The organism is Streptomyces peucetius, assembly GCF_025854275.1.
In the GTDB taxonomy this organism is placed as follows: Bacteria; Actinomycetota; Actinomycetes; order Streptomycetales; family Streptomycetaceae; genus Streptomyces; species Streptomyces peucetius_A.
This window is the reverse complement of sequence record NZ_CP107567.1, coordinates 2,372,995-2,391,777: the sequence shown is the minus strand read 5'-3', so window position 1 is coordinate 2,391,777 and position 18,783 is coordinate 2,372,995. Positions and strand designations below refer to the sequence as shown.

The window sequence follows — 18,783 nt, the reverse complement described above, 5'->3', positions numbered from 1 at the left end:
TCACCGGCCGACGGGCTGCCGCGCGTCGAGGAGTTGCTCGGCGAGCTGGGGCGGCCGGCGTGCCGCCGGGTGTGCCGCCCAGGACGCCGACCTCGGCCGGCTGCTCAACGAGGCCGATGCGGCGGACAGGCGGTGCGATCAGCTACTCCGTGCGGGGCCCGGTCCGAGCTCCGCGATCAAGCCGGCGAGCTCGTCGAGCGACCAGGCGTCGGCGGCACCGGGGCAGCGCGAGAGATAGAGCGCCACGGCGGCGGCGTCCCGGACTCCGTCCGTGAGCAGTCCTCGGGCCAGATACAGCAGGTACGGGCCCGAAGGCCTGGTCAAGGGCACCTCCGTCAGATGCCACGGCGCGGTGAACGTGAGCACCGGCACGTCGTCGAGATGTCCGAGGAGCACCAGGGTCTCGTAGCGGCCCGGGCCGAGCACCGACCTGCCGTCGGCGAGTACCTCGGTGAAGTCGAGGTCCGCTCCCGGGGCTTCGTACATCTCCTGGGTGGCGATGTCGGAGAACTGCCCGGCAGTGATGAGGTGGGCCCGTCCCCAGACGCTGCCGTCGGCGGCCCAGTCGTAGAAGGCCCGGCCGCCGCGCCAGACGGGCGACTCGGTGGCGAAGTACAAACGGCCCGGGAACTCGATCGCCTCCGAGCGCAGCGGCGGGCGCCGGTCGCGGCAGCCGGGGTAGGTCCGCGCGGCGCCGGGCGGTCTGCCGCCGCGCAGGTAGTACCGCAGGCGGGCGGCGTCCATGTTCGAGCCGTACGACGCGTACCAGATCCGGTCCGGGGGGAGCAGGTGCCCGGGCGGTGGGTGGGTGAGGCGGTGGACGGTGGCCACGGGGACGGCTCCGCTGCGTTCGTTCGGGGACGGGGAGGGACGGTCGGGGACGGTGGGGGCAAGCGACGGCGAGGGGCGCGGCGGCATGGCCGGGGCGTACACCCATGAGTACCACCGCGGGAGGGACCGCGGGACCGTCCCGCCGAGGGCCGCCGTCGCGGGGCGGCCCGGAAGACGGCGCAGGAGCCGGCGGCCGGTCAGCGGGCGGCGTTCGTGGTCGGGGCGGGGCATGCCGCACGGCCCGGCTCTCGAGAGCACGCCGGGGCGGGCGGCCCACGGAAATCGCAGGCCGTGCGGGACAAGGAGACAGGGAGGTCGTCGCGCCCACCGGGGCGAGGCGGCGGGGCGGGCGGCCGTGTCGCCGGGACGGAAGGCGTGGTCGGCGACGCCGGTGACAGGTCTCCTGGGCGGTGGGCGGGAAATTCGCCAATCGGTTCTCCCGAATGGCCGGGTCGGAAATCGTGGCGCATTCGTGTGAATGCCGCCGGGCGGGGTGACCGAGTCGTGAAGGAGGCCGCCGGCCGGGCGTGCGCGGGGCGGTCCCGGCCGACGGGCGGCCGGCTCAGGGCTGGGTCTCGCTGATGTTGACCATCCAGGAGACACCGAACCGGTCCACGCACATGCCGAACGTGTCGCCCCACATCTGCTTCTCCAGCGGGACGTCCACCGTGCCGTCGGCCGAGAGCTTCTCCCAGTAGCCGCGGAGCTCGGCGGCGTCCTCGCCGCTGAGGCTGACGGCGAAGTTGTTGCCGGGCTTGTACTCCATGCCGGGCGGGGTGTCGGCTCCCATCAGGGTGAAGCCGCGGTCGGTCTCGAGCATGCTGTGCATGATCTTGTCCGCCTCGCCGGGCTCCTGCCCGCCGAATTCGCCGAAGGTGTTCAGTGAACGCTTCTCATCCTGAGCTCCAGGCGATCTCGATGGCGTGAACGGCGGCGACCGTGCGGCCGATGCGGTTGGTGCTGCAGCGGGCTTTGCGGAGGATCCGCCATTGCTTGAGGCGCGCAAAGGCACGTTCGCCCGGCGCCCGCAGCCGGGCGTGGTCCCGGTTGAACTGGGCGTACTTCTCGGGAAGGTCTCGGCCGTAGTAGGGGGTGCGGACGGTGGCTCCGGCTCCGCGGTAGGCCCGGTCGGCAAGGACGAGGAGCTGACGGGACAGACAGGCTTGGATCACACCGTGTGCGCGGGCTGCGGTCAGGTCGTGCGTGCGGCCGGGCAACGCTCGCGAGAACCACAGCGGTGTCCCGTCCGGCGCGGCCACGACCTGCACGTTCATCCCGTGACGGCGGTGCTTCATCGAGTAGTACGGCTCGTCCGCCGCGATGCGGTCGGTGGCGATCAGGGTGCCGTCGAGGATGACGAACCCCTCCGGCGGCAACTCGCGCAGGGCCTCGTGCAGGCTCGGGGCGCGCTCGGCGAGGATGTCGACCGTTTCGCTCACGTAGCGGCCGGCGGTCGCGGTGGAGACGCCGAACCCCGCTGCGACCTGGGCCAGAGTCTCGTTCTTGCGCAGGTGCACCAGGACAAGCAGGGCCTGCCGGAAGCAGCCCAGCCTGCGCCAGCGGGAGTTCAGCTCACACCTTCGGGCGTAGATGAGCCAGGAAACGTGCTCCACGACCTCGTGCGGGACGTCGAGCATGGCACGATGCGGGACCAACAGGGCTCCTGTGTCGAGACGTTGGCGAGTGAGATCACCAGCCGAAACGACCAGGAGCCCTGCCGCGTTACGGCCCCCGACCGCCAGCCGTCATCACCCGCGAACCACAGGATGAGAAGCGTTCAGTCGCAGGCTGCCGCCGAGGACGCTCTTGTAGAACTCCATGGCCTCCCGGGCATTGCCGTCGAAGCTGATGTAGGGGTTGAGGCGAGATGGCATGTTCTGATCCTTTTGTTCGGGGACCGGTTCCCGCAGCGTAAATGCCCGGGGCTTGCTCGCCGGTGCCCCACACGCAGCCGTGGTCGGACGTGTGCGGCGGCTTCGTCAACCAGGGGCGTCACAATGCTTCTGCATTGTTGTACTTACTCAAGTTCCAGAAAGCGGTGTCCCCGCCCGGAAGATGTCTTGACCGGTGCGTCGGCGAATGGTCGGAGTTCCGGAACTCTTGTTACTGGCAGGCGAGTTGTGCAAGGGTAAGCCCCCACTCGACCGAACAGGCACTGCCCGGATCAACCGTTCGAATTCTTCTGCGGTGGTCAACTCCAAAAGAGCGTCGAACCGCTTGCTCGAAGGTATGTACCAACCCTGGCGCACTCCTTTCGACCGCACACCGCAACCCCCCACCGCTTTGCCATGGATGGAAAGACGTCGATGCAACATCCGCGCACGCCAGGATCCTCCCCCTCCCCCTCCCCCTCCTCCCGGCCCGGCCGCGCCGCCGGTGTGTCCGACGGGGACCTCGCCGCCGCTGTGCAGGCCGGTGGCGGGGCCCAGGAAGTCCAGCCTGTGGCCACGCTGCTCGCCCGGCACTGGCAGTCCGTGTTCGACTATGCCGCGATATGCGCGGCCTCGAACAAAACTGCTTCCATGATGACCACCGCCGCTTTCGCGCAACTGCTCGAGAATCTGGCGCGCAACGGCGCCGTCGGCGCCCTGCGGCCCCTTCTCCTGGTGACCGTCCGTCATATCGCCAAGGCGTGGACGGGAGACCAGCGGGTCGCGGCCGTGGTGACCGGTCTCGTCAATCCGGAAGGGCCTCAGGAGAATAGGCAGTTGGTGTCGCGTGCTTTTCACGCAATGCCGATGACCGCCCAGGTTCTGCTCTGGCATGCCGAGGTCGAGGCCGAAGGTATATCCATACCGTCTGGTTTGCTGGGTATTGATCCCCTTACCGCCTCCGGCCAACTCGATCAGGCGCGCGAACAGTTCCGGCAGACCTGCGTACGCGTCCACCGGGAGTACGCCCCGACCGCGGAGTGCCGGCACTACAACCGCCTCCTCGACATCTCGCTGCGCCGCGGCGGAGCGCTGATCCCGGACATCCAGGTGCATCTCTCCGAGTGCGCGTACTGCCGGTACACCGCCGACCAGCTCCGGCAGACCGACGGGCGGCTCGCCGTGCTGCTCGCGGAGGCGCTGCTCGGCGGTGCGGCCGAGCAGTACCTCGGCTCGCGCCCGGGGCGGCGGCGCAAGGCCCGCGCCCAGGGCGGGGCCGCGGCCCCGGCGGGGGCAGGGAGCGGGGCCGTGAGCCTCCGCGGCGGCGGCCGACATTCACGCGGCACCGGACCCCGCACTCTGCGCGGCCTCGCCCTGCGGGGCAGGCGGATGGCGGCGGTCGGCGTCGCACCCGGAGCCCTCGCCGTCGGCGCCGCGGTGGCCGTGACCGGACTTCTCGTCATCACCCTCGCGTCGGCCCTCTGGCCCGAGGACGACGACCACGCAGGCCGGGTCGTGCCCAGCGGCGCCGTCACGGGCACCGCGCCTCCCGCCTCCGGCGCCGGGACACCCGCACCCTCGCCGTCCGCGCCCGCCCCGTCCGCCACCTCGGCCAACGTCCCGGCCGGGCCGCTGACCACCCGGCTCCGCAACGTCGAGGCCGGCCTCTGTCTCGACCTTGCCGACCCCGAGCCGGCGGCCGGCTCCGAAGTGACCCTGGCGGCCTGCTCGTCGGCGCCCGGCCAGCAGTGGGTGTACGAGACCGACGGGCGGCTCCGCAGCTCCGCCGCGCCCACCCTCTGCCTGAACTCCCACGAGCTCGACGGCATCGTTGTCCTGGACGGCTGCACGATCCGCAGCGCTCCCGACGCCGTGGACGTCCGCTACGACCTGACCATCCAGGGGCAGGTGATCCCGCGCTGGGACGACCGGCTCGCCCTGGTGCCGGTGTCGCCCGGGCCGGGCACCTCCGTGGTGGTCAAGATCCGCGACGAATCACCCGCCCAGGTCTGGCAGACGGACACCGCACCCAGGGGTCCGCAGCAGCAGTCGGGCGCCCACGGCACAGAGCCCTACGCGGAAGAGGTCAACGTCCCGCCCGCGGGGGCGGACGACTGTGTTCCGGAGACCTGCCCCGAGCGGCCGGACGCCCCCGGCGCCGGCGGCCGGGACTTTCCCGGCGCCACACGGGACGCGAGGCCGGATGCGAGGCCGGACGCGACACCGGACGCGGTCGAGGCCAGTCCGCGCCGGGCCGACGACACGCCACCCGGCCCCGGCCCCGGCGCCCAGCACAGCCGTCCGCCCGTGGTGACCGCCGTCGTGAGCCGGACCCTGGTCGGCGCGCCCGAAAAGCCCGCCGCCCAGGAGCACCGTCCGGTTCCGGTGGGGCCGGCAGGGCCGGTCAGGTGAACTCGGGCGGCTCACCGACGGTCGTGGCGGGGTCGATGACGGAGAACGCGGCGCCCTGCGGGTCCACGACCGACGCGTACCGCCCGAAGGGGCTGTCCAGCGGACCCCGTCGCACGGTGCCGCCCAGCCTGGTGACCGTGGCGATCGCCGCGTCGCAGTCCTCGACACCGAAGTAGAGATTCACGTACGGATGGACGTCGGGCGGGAAGTCCTCCGTCATGCGCAGCCGGCCCGCGACCGGCTCGCCGCCGAGCTGCCACAGGCTGAAGTCCGCCGACTCGTTCCGCATCCGCTTCGTCTCGTAACCGAAGACCGCCGGGAAGAAGTGGTCGGCCCTCTCCACATCCCGGGTGGTGACCTCCGCCCAGCAGTACGCACCGGGCCCGCCGGTCGTGCCGAAACCGGCGTGACTGCCGGGCTGCCACACACTGAAGAACACCCCGCTGGGGTCCTCCGCCGTGACCATGGTGCCGAAGGAGCCGACCGGCATCGGATCCATCAGCAGGGCGCCGCCGTTGTCCTGGATCCGCCCGGCGGTGGCCGCGACGTCGGCGGAGGCGAGGTACAGGTTCCAGGCCGGCGGCCCGCCGGTCTCCGGCATCCGCGGCACGAGCGCCGCCACGGCCCGGTCGCCGGAGAACGCCTGCGTGTAGCCGCCGAACTCCGGCGACCCCTCGTCGAACGTCCAGCCGAGCAGCTCGCCGTAGAACCGCTTCGCGGCCTCCACGTCAGGGAACATCGCATCGGCCCAGCAGGGCGTGCCTTCGGGGTGCGCTGCCATCGTCTCCCAGCCTCCTTGCCCGTCGGTCTCTCCTTGGCACGCTAGGCGTCCCGGCACCCCGCCGCACGCCAGGCGTCCCGGCACCCCGCCGCACGCCAGGCGCGGCGGCCGGGCGCTTCCCGGCAGTGGGCGGGCCACCGGCGGTTGGCCGCCATGGCACCTACCCGCCAGGCAACTCCGGTGCCCAAGCGGCCCGGTCGCCCCGAGACTCGTCGCAGCGTCCGGAGCCACCCTTCCACCGGGCGCCCCGAGGAGAGGCATCCATGACCAGAGCACCCGTGAGACGCAGGTCCGGCTGGCGGCCGCCGGGCTGTCGCTCGTACTGCTCCCGGCCGGACAGGCCGTCGCCGTCGGCGCGGACCGCGATCCGGCGCCCGCCGCGGCGGGCACCACCGCCGCCCGCACCGCTCGGGCCGCGCACACCATCACCCTCGTCACCGGCGACAAGGTGACCGTCACCCGTGCGAGGAGAACGAGCCGGTCACGAAGACGGTGGCCTTGACCTCGCGCAGTCCGCGCCCGTCGAGGGTGATCTCGCGGTCCCGGTCGAGCGTGATCTCCGGGTCGGTGAGGAAGCCGAGACCGAGGAACTCCTCGCCGTGGCTGCCGCGTACGAGTACATCGAGGCCGCGGCGGACACCGGCCGGATCGGCGGCGGGACGCTGGAGGTCTCGTTCGACGACGGCGCGACGTGGACGGCCGTGGCGCTTGACGGTGTGCGCGGGAAGTCCGCCGCCTGGGAGGGCACGGTACGTGTCCCCGCCGACGCGCGGTACCTCTCGGCCCGGGCCTCCGCGAAGGACGACAAGAGCGGTTCGGTCACGCAGAAAATCATCCGTGCGGTGGGTGTGAAGTAGCCCGCCGGCAAAGGGGAGGCCCGGTACGGCGCGCGCCGAACCGGGCCTCGTCCGTGTCCTAGCCGGCGGCTTCGACGATGCCGCGTACGACGCCCAGCTCCACCAGGTCCTGCGGGCGCAGCCGCAACTGGTCGGCGGTGTGCGGCACCTGGTCGGGAGAGCGCTTGAGGATCGCGGCGGCGAGCTCGGGCGCGATGACGGAGAAGTAGCTGTCCGGCGTGGCCCAGGTGTTGCCGGGCGCGGCCAGCGCGAGCGCGCCTCCCGAGCCGCCCTCGCCGATGAGCAGGCTGGTCAGCGGCGTCCGTGCGGCGGCGACGGCCCCGAAGAGCTCCGCGATGGCGGCGCCCGCGCCGTGGCGCTCGGCGTCCGCGCCGTTCGCGGCGCCTGGCGTGTCGACGAGCGTCAGCACGGGCAGCCCCAGCCGGTCTGCGAGGCGGACCACGCGGGCCGCCGTACGGTATCCGGCGGGCGTCGTCGCCGTCCCGCACTGCGCGGCGTACACCACGGGCCGGCCCTCCCTGAGGCCGACGCCGCACAGCATCCCCGGGTCGTGGCCGCCGCACCGGTCACCGCGCAGCGGCTGACGCCGTGTGAAGTAGTCGTCGAGGTACGCCCGGGCCCGCGGCCGCTCTGCCGCGCGCGCCTGCCATACGGCATCCCAACCGCACTGCGGCCAGGCCCCGCCCGCACCGAGCGCCCGCGGCGGCGCCACCGCATGTGGCAGGCTTCCGCCCGGCCCGGAGCCCTCGGCAGCGCCGGAGCCCGCGGCCCCGCCCAGGGCGGTCACCCAGAACGCCAGCGTGTCGCGCAGCGCCTCCGGCGGGACGATCGCGTCGATCTGCCCGGCGGCCAGCTGGCCCTCGGCCGTGTACGCCGCCGGGTCCGCGTCCGCCGGGCGCACGCGGGACCCGGCGAAGCCGACCTGGGCGCCGGGCAGGGCCAGGATGACGTCCGCGCCCGCGCCGAGGGTGGCCCATCCGCCGCCCGTGGTCGGGTCCCGCAGCACCGCTATGTGCCCGACCCGTGCCTCGCGCAGCAGCGCGGACGCGCGCGCCACCCGTTGCAGCTGGGACAGCGCGACCATGCCCTCCTGCATCCGGCTGCCGCCCGTCGCGATCAGTGAGACCAGCGGCAGCCGGCGCTCCCGGGCCAGCGTGTACGCGGCCTCCAGCCGGTCCCCGGCGCGTTCGCTCAGGGAGCCGCCGAGGAAGCCGAACTCGAAGGAGATCAGCACGCACGCGGTGCCGCCGACCGTGGCCGTGCCGTGGACGACGGACTCCGCGGAGCCCGTGCGGCGCGACGCGCGGGTCCGCTGCGCGCCGTAGCCCTCCCAGCCGAGCGGCCCGTCGCCCGTGTCGGGCAGCTCGGCCGGTTCCTGTTCGGTGAAGACGTCGCAGACCAGCGCGATCGCCTCGCGGGCGGACACACGCTCAGCCATGGAGCGCCCGCTTCATGACCTTGCCCATGTCGTTGCGCGGCAGGGCGTCCAGGAACCGGACCGTCCGCGGCCGTTTGTGCGGGGCGAGCTGGGCCGCGACATGGCCGGCCAGTTCCTCCGGGGACGGCGGCACCTGCGGGTCCGCGGCGACGATCCAGGCGACCACGCGCTCACCCAGGTCCGCGTCGGGCTCGCCCGTCACCGCGGCCTCCCGGACGGCCGGGTGGTCGAGGAGCACGTTCTCGATCTCACCCGCCCCGATCTTGTAGCCGCCGCTCTTGATCAGGTCGGTGGCCTTCCTGCCGACGATGCGCACGTATCCGTCCGGCTCGCGCACAGCCATGTCGCCGGTGCGGAACCAGTCCCCGTCGAAGGCCGCCGCCGTCGCGTCAGGACGGTTCAGATACTCCGTGAACAGATTGTCGCCGCGTACCTGGATCTCGCCGATCGTCTCGCCGTCCCAGGCCGTGATCTCCGTGCCGTCCTCCTCGACGAGCCGCAGCGAGACGCCCGGCAGCGGCACGCCGACGGTGCCCGCACGGGCCTCGCCGTCGACGCGGACACTGGTGTTCATCAGGGTCTCGGTCATCCCGTACCGCTCGACGACCCGGCGCCCGGTCGCCGCGGCGATGCGCTCGTGGTCGGGCAGCGGCAGGGCCGCCGAGCCGGACACCAGCAGCCGTGCCCCGGCCAGCGCCTTCGTCAACTCGGCGTCGCCGTCGAGCGCTTCGGCCAGCCGGTGGTACATCGTGGGCACCCCGAAAAGCATGGTGCCGCCGGAGGTCAGCTCCCGTCCCACGCCCTGTGGGGTGAAGCGGCCCAGATGGCGCACTTCGCCGCCACGGCGCAGCGGGCCGAGGACGCCGAGGATCAGCCCGTGCACATGGAACAGCGGCAGGGCGTGCACCAGGACGTCGTCTCCGCTCCACCGCCAGGCGTCCCGCAGCGCGTCGAGCGTGGTGGCGACCGCTCGGCGCGGCAGCACCGCTCCCTTGGGCGGGCCGGTGGTGCCCGAGGTGTAGACGATCAGCGCGGGGGCGTCGGCCGCCGCCTCCGGCGGCAGTTCACCGGCGGAGCCCGTGGTGGTGACGTCGACGCGCTCCAACGTGCCCAATGCGTCCGGCAGTTCGTCACCCGGCCCGGCCAGCACCACGTCCGCTGCGCTGTCGGCGACGATGTGCGCCAGCTCGCGCTCACCGGTCCGCGGGTTCAGCGGCACCACCGGTACGCCGGCCAGCAGGGCCGCCACCGTGCCCACCGCCGTCTCCAGCGTGGGCGTCGCCCACAGCGCCACCCGCCCCGCCCCGCCGATCCGCAGCGCCAGTGCACCGGCCGCGCCGCGCAGCTGCCCGTAGGTCAGGGACCGTTCCCCGAAACGGAGGGCGACCCTGTCGGCGCCGCCGGCCGGGGCCGTCAGCGCTGGGAAGAGGGAACTCACTCGTGACCTCCTGGTGGTCTCGCGTGCCGCGCTCGGCATGGTCTCCCGCGGCCGTCATTGTCTCCCCCGTGCGACGGAGCCGCAGCGGGCGGCTCCTCCCGGTGAACGATGCGCCGGATCCGGCGGGCGCGGCAAGATCGGGTCCACGGGGGAGAACGGGGAACGGGGGGACGGGGGACGGGGGCAGAGCCGCGGTCCGGTCGGTCGTCCACGGGGGAGGGCGACCAGGCCGTTGGGACCCGCGCCACCGTCCGGCGACCCGGTGACGCTGTTGCCCCGACGGGCGCGGCGGGCCCGCGGCGGACGTCTAGGGCAGTGGCAGCGCGACCTTCACCGCGTACACGGCGACGAGTCCGTAGCCGACACGGAATGTCCACGCGCGTGCCGTGTCCGAGATGCGGGCCCCGGCGAAACCGCCGGCCGCCACCAGCAACTGCTGCCACACGAACGAGGCGACGAACACACCGGCGACGAAAACGGTCCCGGCCGCGCCGCCGCTGAGCGCGGCCCCCTGGGCGGTGGTGAGGGCGGCGAAGTACAGGGCTGTGGTCGGGTTGATGAGGGTGAGCGCGGCGAACCGCGTGAACACCCGCACGGCCCCGCCGTCCGCCGCCGCGCCGGCGGACGCGGTCCCCGGCTGCGCGCCGGGCAGGGCCCTCGTACGCGAGGAGAGCAGCCCGTGCGCCGCGATGCCCGCGAGGACGGCCGCGGAGGCGAGCCGCACCCACGCCTCCACACCGGAGAGCGCGGACGCGACCAGAGGACCGAGGGCCGTTGCCACCGCCGCGTACGCCATGTCGACGACCGCCACCGCGGTCGCCGCGGCCACAGCCCCGCGGCGGTCGCGCATGCTCTGCTGGACCAGCAGCACGCCGATCGCTCCGACGGGCACCGCCACACCCAGTCCGGCGACCGCACCGGCGGTCGCCGTCGTCCACAGTTCGCTCATGGCGCACCACTGTCGGCGGCGGTCCGCCCGCCGCGCGACCTATTTACGCGCCGGCGTCACGCGCGGCGTCGGGCCCCGCCCCCGCACGGGTCCGAGCACCGGCGTCACGCGCCGGGCGCTCCCAATGCGTGGTACCAGGTCATCGTGGTGCCCTGCTCGCCGTCGTCGGACACGCCGTGGTCCGTGACCGTGAGCCGTACGCCCTACCGTCCGTCCGGCAGCCGCAGAGTCGTGTCGATGTCCACGTCGATCGACGAGACGTCGCCGTGGCGGTGCATCGGGCTCGGCCCGAAGCGGCTGCGGACGGGGTGGTCATCCGGGGGTCGGTCGCCGAGTCCTCGATGAACGCCGACTCCCCGCCGAGGAGTTGGACGAGCACCGGGGAGCCGGACCGGACGGTGGTGCCGACGATGTCCCCGGGGGCGTCCAGTGTGGAGGCCGCGACGATCTCCATGCCGCCCTCCGCGGTCGGCTGGAGCACCACACCTGCCGAGGCGTCGGCGAGGATCCGGGCCTGTTCTGCCACGGTCATCAGCGCGTCGTCGGCGCTCCGGCCGGAGAGCAGCGCGGTGGTGACCGCCGCCGCGCCCTCGATCCAGCGTTCGCGCTGCCTGGCGGTCTCGTACAGCCGGGCGTTGCCGACGGCGATGCCGGCCTGCGCGGCGAGCACCCGCAGCAGTGCCCGGTCCTCCTCGGTGAAGCGCCTGCCCTGTGGCGCGGTATCAGCCGCAGCTCGCCGAAGACCTCGGTGTCCACCGTGATCGGGATGCGCAGCGGTTCGGCGGCCGACGCGGGTGTGTCCGCCGGTGCCGCCGGTGCCGCCGCTGTCGCCGGGCCTGCGGACAGGGCGCCGGGCCGCTGTTGCCCGGCCGCGTCCGCCGTTGCCGTGAACTCTTTCGTGACGCGGCCGCGTTCGGGGTCGATCACGCCGAGCGCGGTGTACCGGACGCCGGTCAGTTCGGTGGCGGTGTCCACGAGCCGCTGCGGGATGGTCCGCAGATCGAGGTCGGTGCCGATGACGATCGCCGCCTCCAGCAGTGACGCGAGCCGGGGAGAACCGGTCCCGGGGCCGTCGGGGCGACCGGCGCGGTCCGGTGCGCCACGGCGTCCGCTGGTTCTCGGCCGCCGGTGGTTCACGGCCTGTGGTGCGTCCACGGCGTCAGTCGCGGCCGGTGTGTCCGCGGCGGGCTCGTCGGGGTCGCCCGGGGGGCCGTGAACCACCGTCAGTCGGCCTCTGCCAGCGGGTCGAGCACCAGGGGCTGGATCCGGCCCTCGAGCATCGCGCCCAGGCCCTGCACCGTGCAGGTGTCGGGCCGTTCGGCGATATTGACCGTCATCCCGGTCGCCTTGTGCAGCATCTCGTCGAGGCCCGGCAGCAGCGCGCTGCCGCCGACCATCATGATGCCGCGGTCGACGAGGTCGGCGACCAGGTCCGGCGGGCAGTCACGGAGCACCTTGCCGATCCCGTCGAGCACCGACGTGAGCGGGGTGTGGATCGCCTCGCGCACGGCCGCCGTGTCGACGCGGACGGAGCGGGCCAGGCCGGTGGCGACGTCACGGCCGTGGACCTCGGTCGACGACGGGCCCTGCTGGGTCAGACCGTTGCCGTGCAGGGCGACTTGGAGCGGGCGCACGGACTGGCTGGGCAGCATCAGCTCGTGCCGGTGGCGCAGATGCTGGATCACCGCGTGGTCGATGGCGTTGCCGCCGATGGGGATACGGGTCGCGGTGACGATCGCGCCGAGGGACAGGACGGCGATCTGCGTGGTCGCCGCCCCGCAAACCATGATCATGGTGGCGCTGGGCTGTTCCACGGGAAGGCCGCAGCCGACGGCCGCCGCGATGAGGGTGTCCACCAGCTCGACCCGGCGGGCGCCCAGTCCGACCAGCGTCTCCACGGTGGCCCGCTGGGCGAGCGGGTCGCTGTCGTGCGGGGTGCTGGCGGCCGCACGGAGCCGGGGCTTGCGGCGCAGCTGGCGGCGGAGCTTCTCGCCCAGCAGGTGACGCAGCATCCGCTGGGCCATGTCGATGTCGACGACGGTGCCGCCGGAGACGGGCCGGGCGACCCGGATGTAGCCGGGGGTGCGGCCGGTCATCTTCTCGGCGAGCGTCCCGACCGCGATCAGCGCTCCGGTCCGGGTGTTCACGGCGGCCACGCTCGGTTCGTCGACGACGAGGCCGACGCCCTTCACGAAGACGCGGGTTCTGGCGGCGCCCAGATCGACGGCCACATGGCAGCGTCGCAACTGTTCAAGGCTGACGGTCACGGCAGGTCCTCCCGAGTGCGGTACGTGTTCGCATCGTGCGATCGCCGCGGGCCGGGCGCGCGCTGGGCTGCGCCGGTCGGGGGTACGGAGCTGACGGGCCGACAGATCAGTCCGTGAGCCGTTGCAGCAGGCCCCAGGTGAACTCCGCGATCCGCACCTCGCCGCCGGACAGGGTGAACGCGAGCCGCCATCTGGTCGGTGCGGAGCCCTCCATGGGGCGGGCCGGCGGGAAGGCCTTCGCCACCTCCTCCACGGTGCACGACCAGGGCACCAGATCGTCCACCGTGCGCAGCTCGGGGCCGGCCGCCCCGGGGGCGCGGACCAGCCACTCGTTCCACACGGCGCCGCCGTCGGTGGCGAGTACCTCGAAGCGAAGGTCCGGCCAGAGCGGTACGGGCCACAGCAGGGCGTCGCACTCCATGTCGCCGATGCGCCGGCGCCGGACGGACTCCGGCTCGCCGAGGACCGAGCGGTAGCGCGAGAGCGCCCCGCGCGAGCGCGGGGCGCGTACCTTCGCCTGCCAGCGCCGATTGGCCTCCCGCATCTGCGCGACCGAGACACCGAGCCGATGCCGCGCGTCCTCGACGCGACCGGGCTGGAAGTCGGCCATACGGCGCAGCAGCACCAGTTGGAAATCGAGCGGTCCGAACGGGACGTCATGGCTCATGGCCGACATCCTGCCCGGTCGGCGGTGCGGGCGGTGGTGAGTCGACTCGCCGTGGAAGTGAGAATTCCACACAGGATCTGCACAGGTAGAGCCACCTCAGGTGCGCGGGGGCCGAATAGCCTGCGGGCGCCATGGATTATTGCCACCCGTGCGGACGGCATCTCAACGGCGCCCTGGCCTGTGCCGGGTGCGGCACACCCGTCGAGGAGCTCCGTCACCACAGCCCCACCGCCGCCGAGCCGGATCATGTCCACGAACTGGTCGTGACGCCCGAGCCGGCGGACAGTCATGGGTCGCGGCGTTCGCCCCGGCAGGCCGCGCCGCGGCGCCGGTCCGCGGGGCGTCGCGCCCGCAAGCGGCGCGGGCGCACGGTGCTGCTCGGGACGCTCGGGCTGGTGCTGGCGGCGGGGGCGCTGAGTCTGGCGGAGCTCGCCGTCGAGAGCGCGGGCGACGACGGCGCGGCGACGACGGTCCGGGAGAGGCGGGTCGCGGAGACGACGGAGCCGGAGCCGACGGCCTCCGACGAGTCGCCGGAGGCCCCGGACGGGGTGAGTGAAACCGCCGTCACGAAGTCCGGCTCGCCGCGACCGGGGTCGTCCCGCACGGCTGGCGGGGACGGCGAAAGCGGTGAGGGTCCGGAGGGCGGCGAGGCCACGGACGGTGAGGGCGACGGTGCGGAGCCGTCGGCGTCCGCGTCCGCGGGTGACGGCTCCCCGTCGCCGTCGTCCTCGGACGACCCCGCGGCCTCGGGGGAACCCGGCGGCCCTGACGAGTCCCCGGGGGAGTCGGGCGGCGCCGAGCCGCCCGACCAGCAGGACCCGCCACCGCCTCCGGAGCCGGAGCCGGAGCCGACGGAAACATGTGAGCGCTGGCTCTTCTGGTGCATCTAGCGCGGCGCCGGTGAGCCCGGCGCCGTGCCGGTGCGGCCGGCCCGCATCGCCCGGCGCCGCACGGCCGCCTCCGCCGTTGCGTGGACGGGCCGGACGCCCTGGCGTCGAAGGGGCGGAGTGGTGGTCGCGACACCGCCATTGTGTTGGTATGTCACCTTGTGAAGGGGTCCGAATCCGCTCACAGGGCCCCCGCGCCCGCTCGGGCGGAACGCAGCGGGCACGCCGTGTGGCTGGAGCTGTTCTTCGACCTGGTGTTCGTGCTCTGGCCGCCCTGCTCGCGCACTCGCTGCACGGCGCCGGCTGACTTCGCAGTCTTCCTGGCCCTGCACTTCCCCTCGGCCCACCTGCTCTGGGCGCGTGGGCGACCCCACGACGGCTCGCGGTGCGAGCGGCGTAACGGCGGCGCGGACGACGGGGCGCGGCCCCGAGTCCGCCGGGAGATGCCGTTGGCTAATCCGGGGCCGGGCGTGACGTCGGCCTTCAAAACCTGGTTGTGGTCTTGAAGGCCGACGTTGTCGTTTGGGGAGGGTGTCGATGTCGATGCAGCCGGAGGAGCCGGGGGATGTTCCGGCGGAGACGGTGCGGGTGGCTCGGGCGGCATTCCCGAAGGGGAGTCTGGCGATCCGGCTCCGGGACGAGCTGGGGGTGCTGTTCACCGATGAGCAGTTCGCCGGTCTGTTCCCGGCCCGGGGGAAGCCCGCGGTGTCGCCGGGCCGGCTGGCGCTGGTGTCGGTGCTCCAGTTCGCCGAGGGCCTGCCCGACCGGCAGGCGGCCTTGGCGGTGCGGGCCCGGATCGATTGGAAGTACGCCCTGGGCCTGGAACTGACCGATGCGGGGTTCGACTACTCCGTGCTGTGCGAGTTCCGTGCCCGGCTGGTCGAGGCCGAGGCCGGGCAAATGGTCTTCGACCGGGTCCTGGACGCCGCCCGGCAGGCGGGTGTGCTGAAGCCGCCGGGGCGAGCGCGGACGGACTCCACGCATGTGCTGGCCGCGATCCGGTCGCTGAACCGGCTGGAGTTCGTCATCGAGACACTGCGGGCGGCGCTCAACGCGGTCGCGGCAGCCGCCCCTGAGTGGCTGACCGGCCATGCCGATCCGGCATGGTTCGACCGGTATGCCGCCCGGCCGGAGGACTACTGGCTGCCCTCGGGCCGCGGCAGGCGCACTGAGCTGGCGGAACAGACCGGCCGGGACGGAATGCGCCTGCTCACCAACGTGCACGCCGCTCACGCGCCCTGCTGGCTGCGCGAGCTGCCCGCCGTCCAGATTCTGCGTCGCGCGTGGGTGCAGCAGTACGCGGTCGACATGGAGGGCGAGGTGAGGTGGCGGGACCCAAAAGAGTGCCCGCCGGGCGCTTTGCGCCTGGTCAGTCCCTATGACACCGAGGCCCGCGCGAGCGTGAAGCGCGACATCAAATGGGACGGGTTCAAAGTCCATCTCACCGAGACCTGCGACCCGGACACTGTTCACCTGATCACGAACGTGCTGACCAGCGACGCCACCGTCCCCGACATCAAGGCCACCGACACCGTCCACGACAGTCTCGCCGACAAAGACCTGTTGCCCGGCGAACACCTGCTGGACGCGGGCTACCTCGACGGTCCCCGCATCGTCACCGCCCAGACCCGGCACGACGTCACCCTGACCGGCCCCATCGCAGGCAACACCACCGCCCAGGCCGCCGGACCCTACGGGCAGGATGCGTTCACCGTGGACTGGGACAACAAGACCGTGACCTGCCCGAACGGCATGACCACCAGCCAGTGGCGTGACGCGCTCTCGCACCGCGGCACCCCTGTCATCCGGATCCAGTTCTCACCCAAGGACTGCCGCTCCTGCCCCTCCCGGCCCCAGTGCATCAACTCAACCACCCGGCCCCACCGGGAGATCACGCTCCGGCCCCGCGCCGAACACGAAGCAATCCGGCAGGCCCGCGCCGCAGAGGGAACCCCCGAGTGGCGGGAACGCTACGCGGCCCGCAACGGCATCGAGGGCACCATCTCCCACGCCGTCCGAGTCACCGGCCTGCGCCAATGCCGCTACCACGGGCTCGCCAAGACCCGGCTCCAGCACCAACTCACCGCGACCGCGATCAACCTCGCACGCATGGACGCCTGGAGCACCAACAGGCCCCGAGCCCGAACCCGCACCTCCCACCTGACAGCACTTCGCCCCGCCGAGCACAAGCTCAACGGGGCGAATTAGCCAACGGCATCTCCGCCGGGATCAGGGGCCGGGTGAAGGCTCGGCCGGGTCCTCGCCGAGCATCCGTCTGAGGAGGTCCCGCAGCACCGTGCGCTCGACCTCCGTGAGCTGGGCCAGCGGCTCGCGCGCGAACTCCAGGGACTCGCGCAGCCGGCGTGCCGTGCTGCGGCCCTCCTGTGTGGCCGCGGCCAGCTTGACCCTGCGGTCGGCCGGGTCCGGCCGGCGCTCCACCAGGCCGCGGGCTTCCAGGCGGTCCACGATCCCGGTGACGTTCGACGGCTCGCACCTGAGCTTCTGCGCTATGCGCCGCATCGGGGTGGGCTCCATGGACAGCAGCCCCAGCACCCGCGCCTGGGCCCCGGTGAGGGCGTGCTCGGCGGCTGCCTGCTCGTACTCGGCGTGGTAGCGGGCCACGACGGTGCCGATGAGCTCGACGACCTCGAGGGTCAGGGGGTCTGTGCGCTGGGCGGCCATACGCATCAGGATACCCCGATACTTGACATCATGAAATATTCAGGCGCATGGTTGTTTCAGGTAATGAAGCTTTTCTAGGAGGCAGCAGTATGTCCGCACTCCCCACGTCCGGCCGTGAATGGCACCTGGTCGCCCGTCCGCACGGCTGGCCCGAGGCCGAGGACTTCGCGCTGCGGGAGGCGCCCGTCGCCGAGCCGGCGCAAGGCCGCGTCCTCGTGCGCACCCTGTACTTCTCCGTCGACCCGTACATGCGGGGCAGGATGAACGACGTGAAGTCGTACGTTCCGCCCTTCCAGCTCGACCGCCCCATGGACGGCGGCGCGGTCGGCGAGGTGATCGCGTCGAACGCGGAGGGCTTCGCCGTCGGCGACCACGTACTGCACGGCCTCGGCTGGCGGGAGTACGCGGAGGTGCCCGCCGAGCACGCGACCAGGGTCGACGCGTCCCTCGCCCCGCTCTCCGCCTATCTCGGTGTCCTCGGCATGACCGGCCTCACGGCCTACGCGGGCCTGTTCGAGGTCGCCTCCTTCAAGGAGGGCGACGCCGTGTTCGTCTCCGGCGCCGCGGGTGCCGTCGGCAGCCAGGTCGGTCAGATGGCGCGGATCAAGGGCGCCTCGCGGGTGATCGGCTCTGCCGGTTCCGACGAGAAGGTCAAGCTCCTCGTCGAGGAGTACGGCTTCGACGCGGCGTTCAACTACAAGGACGGCCCGGTCGCGGAGCAGCTGAACCAGGCCGCGCCCGACGGTATCGACGTCTACTTCGACAACGTCGGCGGCGATCACCTCGAGGCCGCGATCTCCTCGTTCAACGTCGGCGGCCGCGCCACCATCTGCGGAATGATCGCTCAGTACAACGCGACCGAGCCCACTCCCGCCCCGCGCAACCTGGCACTCGTCATCGGCAAGCGGCTGCGCCTGCAGGGCATGCTGGTCAACGACCACCGCGCGCTCCAGTCGCAGTTCGTCCAGGACGTGGCGGGCTGGATCGCCTCCGGGGAGCTCAAGTACGACGAGACGGTCGTCGAGGGCATCGAGCACGGGTACGACGCGTTCACCGGACTTCTCCGGGGCGAGAACACCGGCAAGATGATCGTTTCACTCGGCTGACGGTTCACCCGTTAGGCTCTTCCCCAGCCGTCGCGATCGTGGGCGCGAGTCGCGGCGAACCAGCAGGAGGAAGACTTCATGTCGATCCAGCAGTCCGAGGTGCTCTACACCGCTGTCGCCACCGCGGAGAACGGCCGTGACGGCCGCGTCGCCACGGATGACGGCACCCTCGACTTCGTGGTGACGCCGCCCAAGTCGATGGGTGGCAGTGGCGCCGGTACCAACCCGGAGCAGCTGTTCGCCGCCGGTTACAGCGCCTGCTTCCAGCAGGCCCTCGTCGTCGTCTCCCGCCAGGAGAAGGCCGACATCTCCGGCTCGACGGTCACCGCGGAGGTCGGTCTCGGCAAGAACGACGACGGCTTCGGCCTCATCGTCAAGATCTCCGCGCGCATCCCGAACGTGGACGCCGCGACCGCCAGGGACCTGATCGAGAAGGCCCACCAGGTCTGCCCGTACTCGAAGGCGACCCGTGGCAACATCACGGTCGACCTGGCGGTCTGACGACGGCCGGCCTCGCGGTCCCGGCGTCCGGCACGACCGAGGGCCGCATCCGCACGGCAGAGGGCCGCACCCCCACGGGTGCGGCCCTCCGCGTGT

At 72.7% G+C, this 18,783-nt stretch carries 15 protein-coding genes and 3 pseudogenes; 6 read left to right on the top strand and 12 right to left on the bottom strand.

The features are described 5' to 3' along the window. Positions 1-138: 138 nt before the first annotated feature. The 4 genes and pseudogenes from OGH68_RS11020 to OGH68_RS11005 all read right to left on the bottom strand — a co-directional run. Positions 139-1,062, bottom strand: coding sequence for a histone deacetylase (locus tag OGH68_RS11020; protein WP_319020193.1), 924 nt, complete (start codon positions 1,060-1,062; stop codon positions 139-141). Between the two features lie 331 nt (positions 1,063-1,393). Next, positions 1,394-1,717, bottom strand: a pseudogene (locus OGH68_RS11015) (VOC family protein); the annotation flags it as partial. Between the two features lie 7 nt (positions 1,718-1,724). Beyond that, positions 1,725-2,468, bottom strand: coding sequence for a transposase family protein (locus OGH68_RS11010; protein ID WP_413471087.1), 744 nt, complete (start codon positions 2,466-2,468; stop codon positions 1,725-1,727). A 138-nt stretch (positions 2,469-2,606) separates the two neighbouring features. Continuing rightward, a pseudogene (locus OGH68_RS11005) lies at positions 2,607-2,705 on the bottom strand (VOC family protein); the annotation flags it as partial. A gap of 432 nt (positions 2,706-3,137) precedes the next feature. Here OGH68_RS11005 and OGH68_RS11000 point away from each other — a divergent pair. Continuing rightward, the gene (locus OGH68_RS11000; protein WP_264243199.1) at positions 3,138-5,114 is read left to right on the top strand and encodes a ricin-type beta-trefoil lectin domain protein; all 1,977 of its coding nucleotides are present in this window, start codon (positions 3,138-3,140) and stop codon (positions 5,112-5,114) included. On the opposite strand, the gene OGH68_RS10995 is transcribed toward OGH68_RS11000, so the two are convergent. Continuing rightward, the gene (locus OGH68_RS10995) at positions 5,107-5,895 is read right to left on the bottom strand and encodes a VOC family protein (protein ID WP_264243198.1); all 789 of its coding nucleotides are present in this window, start codon (positions 5,893-5,895) and stop codon (positions 5,107-5,109) included. The genes OGH68_RS11000 and OGH68_RS10995 overlap by 8 nt on opposite strands. Before the next feature lie 461 nt (positions 5,896-6,356). Here OGH68_RS10995 and OGH68_RS10990 point away from each other — a divergent pair, with 461 nt between their 5' ends. Further along, positions 6,357-6,752, top strand: coding sequence for a hypothetical protein (locus OGH68_RS10990; RefSeq protein WP_264243197.1), 396 nt, complete (start codon positions 6,357-6,359; stop codon positions 6,750-6,752). A gap of 58 nt (positions 6,753-6,810) precedes the next feature. Here the strand turns inward: OGH68_RS10990 and OGH68_RS10985 are convergent, their stop codons facing one another. From OGH68_RS10985 to OGH68_RS10960, 6 genes and pseudogenes are all read right to left on the bottom strand, one after another. Next, positions 6,811-8,190 (bottom strand): carboxyl transferase domain-containing protein, encoded by a 1,380-nt coding sequence (locus OGH68_RS10985; RefSeq protein ID WP_264243196.1) that lies wholly within the window; start codon positions 8,188-8,190, stop codon positions 6,811-6,813. Continuing rightward, positions 8,183-9,628: an acyl-CoA synthetase gene (locus OGH68_RS10980; protein WP_264243195.1), complete on the bottom strand. Its 1,446-nt coding sequence runs from the start codon at positions 9,626-9,628 to the stop codon at positions 8,183-8,185. Before OGH68_RS10980 ends, OGH68_RS10985 begins: the two co-directional genes overlap by 8 nt. A gap of 307 nt (positions 9,629-9,935) precedes the next feature. Next, complete coding sequence (locus OGH68_RS10975) at positions 9,936-10,577, bottom strand: LysE family transporter (RefSeq protein ID WP_264243193.1); 642 nt, start codon at positions 10,575-10,577, stop codon at positions 9,936-9,938. A gap of 275 nt (positions 10,578-10,852) precedes the next feature. Beyond that, positions 10,853-11,615, bottom strand: a pseudogene (locus OGH68_RS10970) (GAF domain-containing protein); the annotation flags it as partial. A gap of 185 nt (positions 11,616-11,800) precedes the next feature. Beyond that, a complete protein-coding gene (locus tag OGH68_RS10965; RefSeq protein WP_264243191.1) occupies positions 11,801-12,844 on the bottom strand; it encodes a rod shape-determining protein in 1,044 nt (347 codons plus the stop codon). Between the two features lie 106 nt (positions 12,845-12,950). Continuing rightward, positions 12,951-13,511 (bottom strand): hypothetical protein, encoded by a 561-nt coding sequence (locus tag OGH68_RS10960; protein ID WP_264243190.1) that lies wholly within the window; start codon positions 13,509-13,511, stop codon positions 12,951-12,953. A 131-nt stretch (positions 13,512-13,642) separates the two neighbouring features. Between OGH68_RS10960 and OGH68_RS10955 the strand changes: the two genes are divergently transcribed. Together OGH68_RS10955 and OGH68_RS10950 are read left to right on the top strand one after the other, a co-directional pair. Beyond that, positions 13,643-14,401 (top strand): hypothetical protein, encoded by a 759-nt coding sequence (locus OGH68_RS10955; protein WP_264243189.1) that lies wholly within the window; start codon positions 13,643-13,645, stop codon positions 14,399-14,401. Between the two features lie 534 nt (positions 14,402-14,935). Then, positions 14,936-16,606, top strand: a complete 1,671-nt coding sequence (locus tag OGH68_RS10950) for an IS1182 family transposase (RefSeq protein ID WP_264243054.1) — start codon at positions 14,936-14,938, stop codon at positions 16,604-16,606. Positions 16,607-16,627: 21 nt separating this feature from the next. Here the strand turns inward: OGH68_RS10950 and OGH68_RS10945 are convergent, their stop codons facing one another. Further along, the gene (locus OGH68_RS10945) at positions 16,628-17,080 is read right to left on the bottom strand and encodes a MarR family winged helix-turn-helix transcriptional regulator (RefSeq protein WP_264243188.1); all 453 of its coding nucleotides are present in this window, start codon (positions 17,078-17,080) and stop codon (positions 16,628-16,630) included. A gap of 89 nt (positions 17,081-17,169) precedes the next feature. Here OGH68_RS10945 and OGH68_RS10940 point away from each other — a divergent pair, with 89 nt between their 5' ends. Both OGH68_RS10940 and OGH68_RS10935 read left to right on the top strand, forming a co-directional pair. Beyond that, positions 17,170-18,186 (top strand): NADP-dependent oxidoreductase, encoded by a 1,017-nt coding sequence (locus tag OGH68_RS10940; RefSeq protein ID WP_264243187.1) that lies wholly within the window; start codon positions 17,170-17,172, stop codon positions 18,184-18,186. A gap of 78 nt (positions 18,187-18,264) precedes the next feature. Next, positions 18,265-18,687, top strand: a complete 423-nt coding sequence (locus OGH68_RS10935) for an organic hydroperoxide resistance protein (protein ID WP_264243186.1) — start codon at positions 18,265-18,267, stop codon at positions 18,685-18,687. Positions 18,688-18,783: the final 96 nt, after the last annotated feature.

Excerpts from the sequence above, each read along its gene's own strand:
- OGH68_RS11020 (WP_319020193.1), bottom strand. The coding sequence starts at position 1,062 with ATGCCCCGCCCCGACCACGAACGCCGCCCGCTGACCGGCCGCCGGCTC.
- OGH68_RS11010 (WP_413471087.1), bottom strand. The coding sequence starts at position 2,468 with ATGCTCGACGTCCCGCACGAGGTCGTGGAGCACGTTTCCTGGCTCATC.
- OGH68_RS11000 (WP_264243199.1), top strand. The coding sequence starts at position 3,138 with ATGCAACATCCGCGCACGCCAGGATCCTCCCCCTCCCCCTCCCCCTCC.
- OGH68_RS10995 (WP_264243198.1), bottom strand. The coding sequence starts at position 5,895 with ATGGCAGCGCACCCCGAAGGCACGCCCTGCTGGGCCGATGCGATGTTC.
- OGH68_RS10985 (WP_264243196.1), bottom strand. The coding sequence starts at position 8,190 with ATGGCTGAGCGTGTGTCCGCCCGCGAGGCGATCGCGCTGGTCTGCGAC.
- OGH68_RS10975 (WP_264243193.1), bottom strand. The coding sequence starts at position 10,577 with ATGAGCGAACTGTGGACGACGGCGACCGCCGGTGCGGTCGCCGGACTG.
- OGH68_RS10960 (WP_264243190.1), bottom strand. The coding sequence starts at position 13,511 with ATGAGCCATGACGTCCCGTTCGGACCGCTCGATTTCCAACTGGTGCTG.
- OGH68_RS10955 (WP_264243189.1), top strand. The coding sequence starts at position 13,643 with ATGGATTATTGCCACCCGTGCGGACGGCATCTCAACGGCGCCCTGGCC.
- OGH68_RS10950 (WP_264243054.1), top strand. The coding sequence starts at position 14,936 with ATGTCGATGCAGCCGGAGGAGCCGGGGGATGTTCCGGCGGAGACGGTG.
- OGH68_RS10945 (WP_264243188.1), bottom strand. The coding sequence starts at position 17,080 with ATGGCCGCCCAGCGCACAGACCCCCTGACCCTCGAGGTCGTCGAGCTC.
- OGH68_RS10940 (WP_264243187.1), top strand. The coding sequence starts at position 17,170 with ATGTCCGCACTCCCCACGTCCGGCCGTGAATGGCACCTGGTCGCCCGT.
- OGH68_RS10935 (WP_264243186.1), top strand. The coding sequence starts at position 18,265 with ATGTCGATCCAGCAGTCCGAGGTGCTCTACACCGCTGTCGCCACCGCG.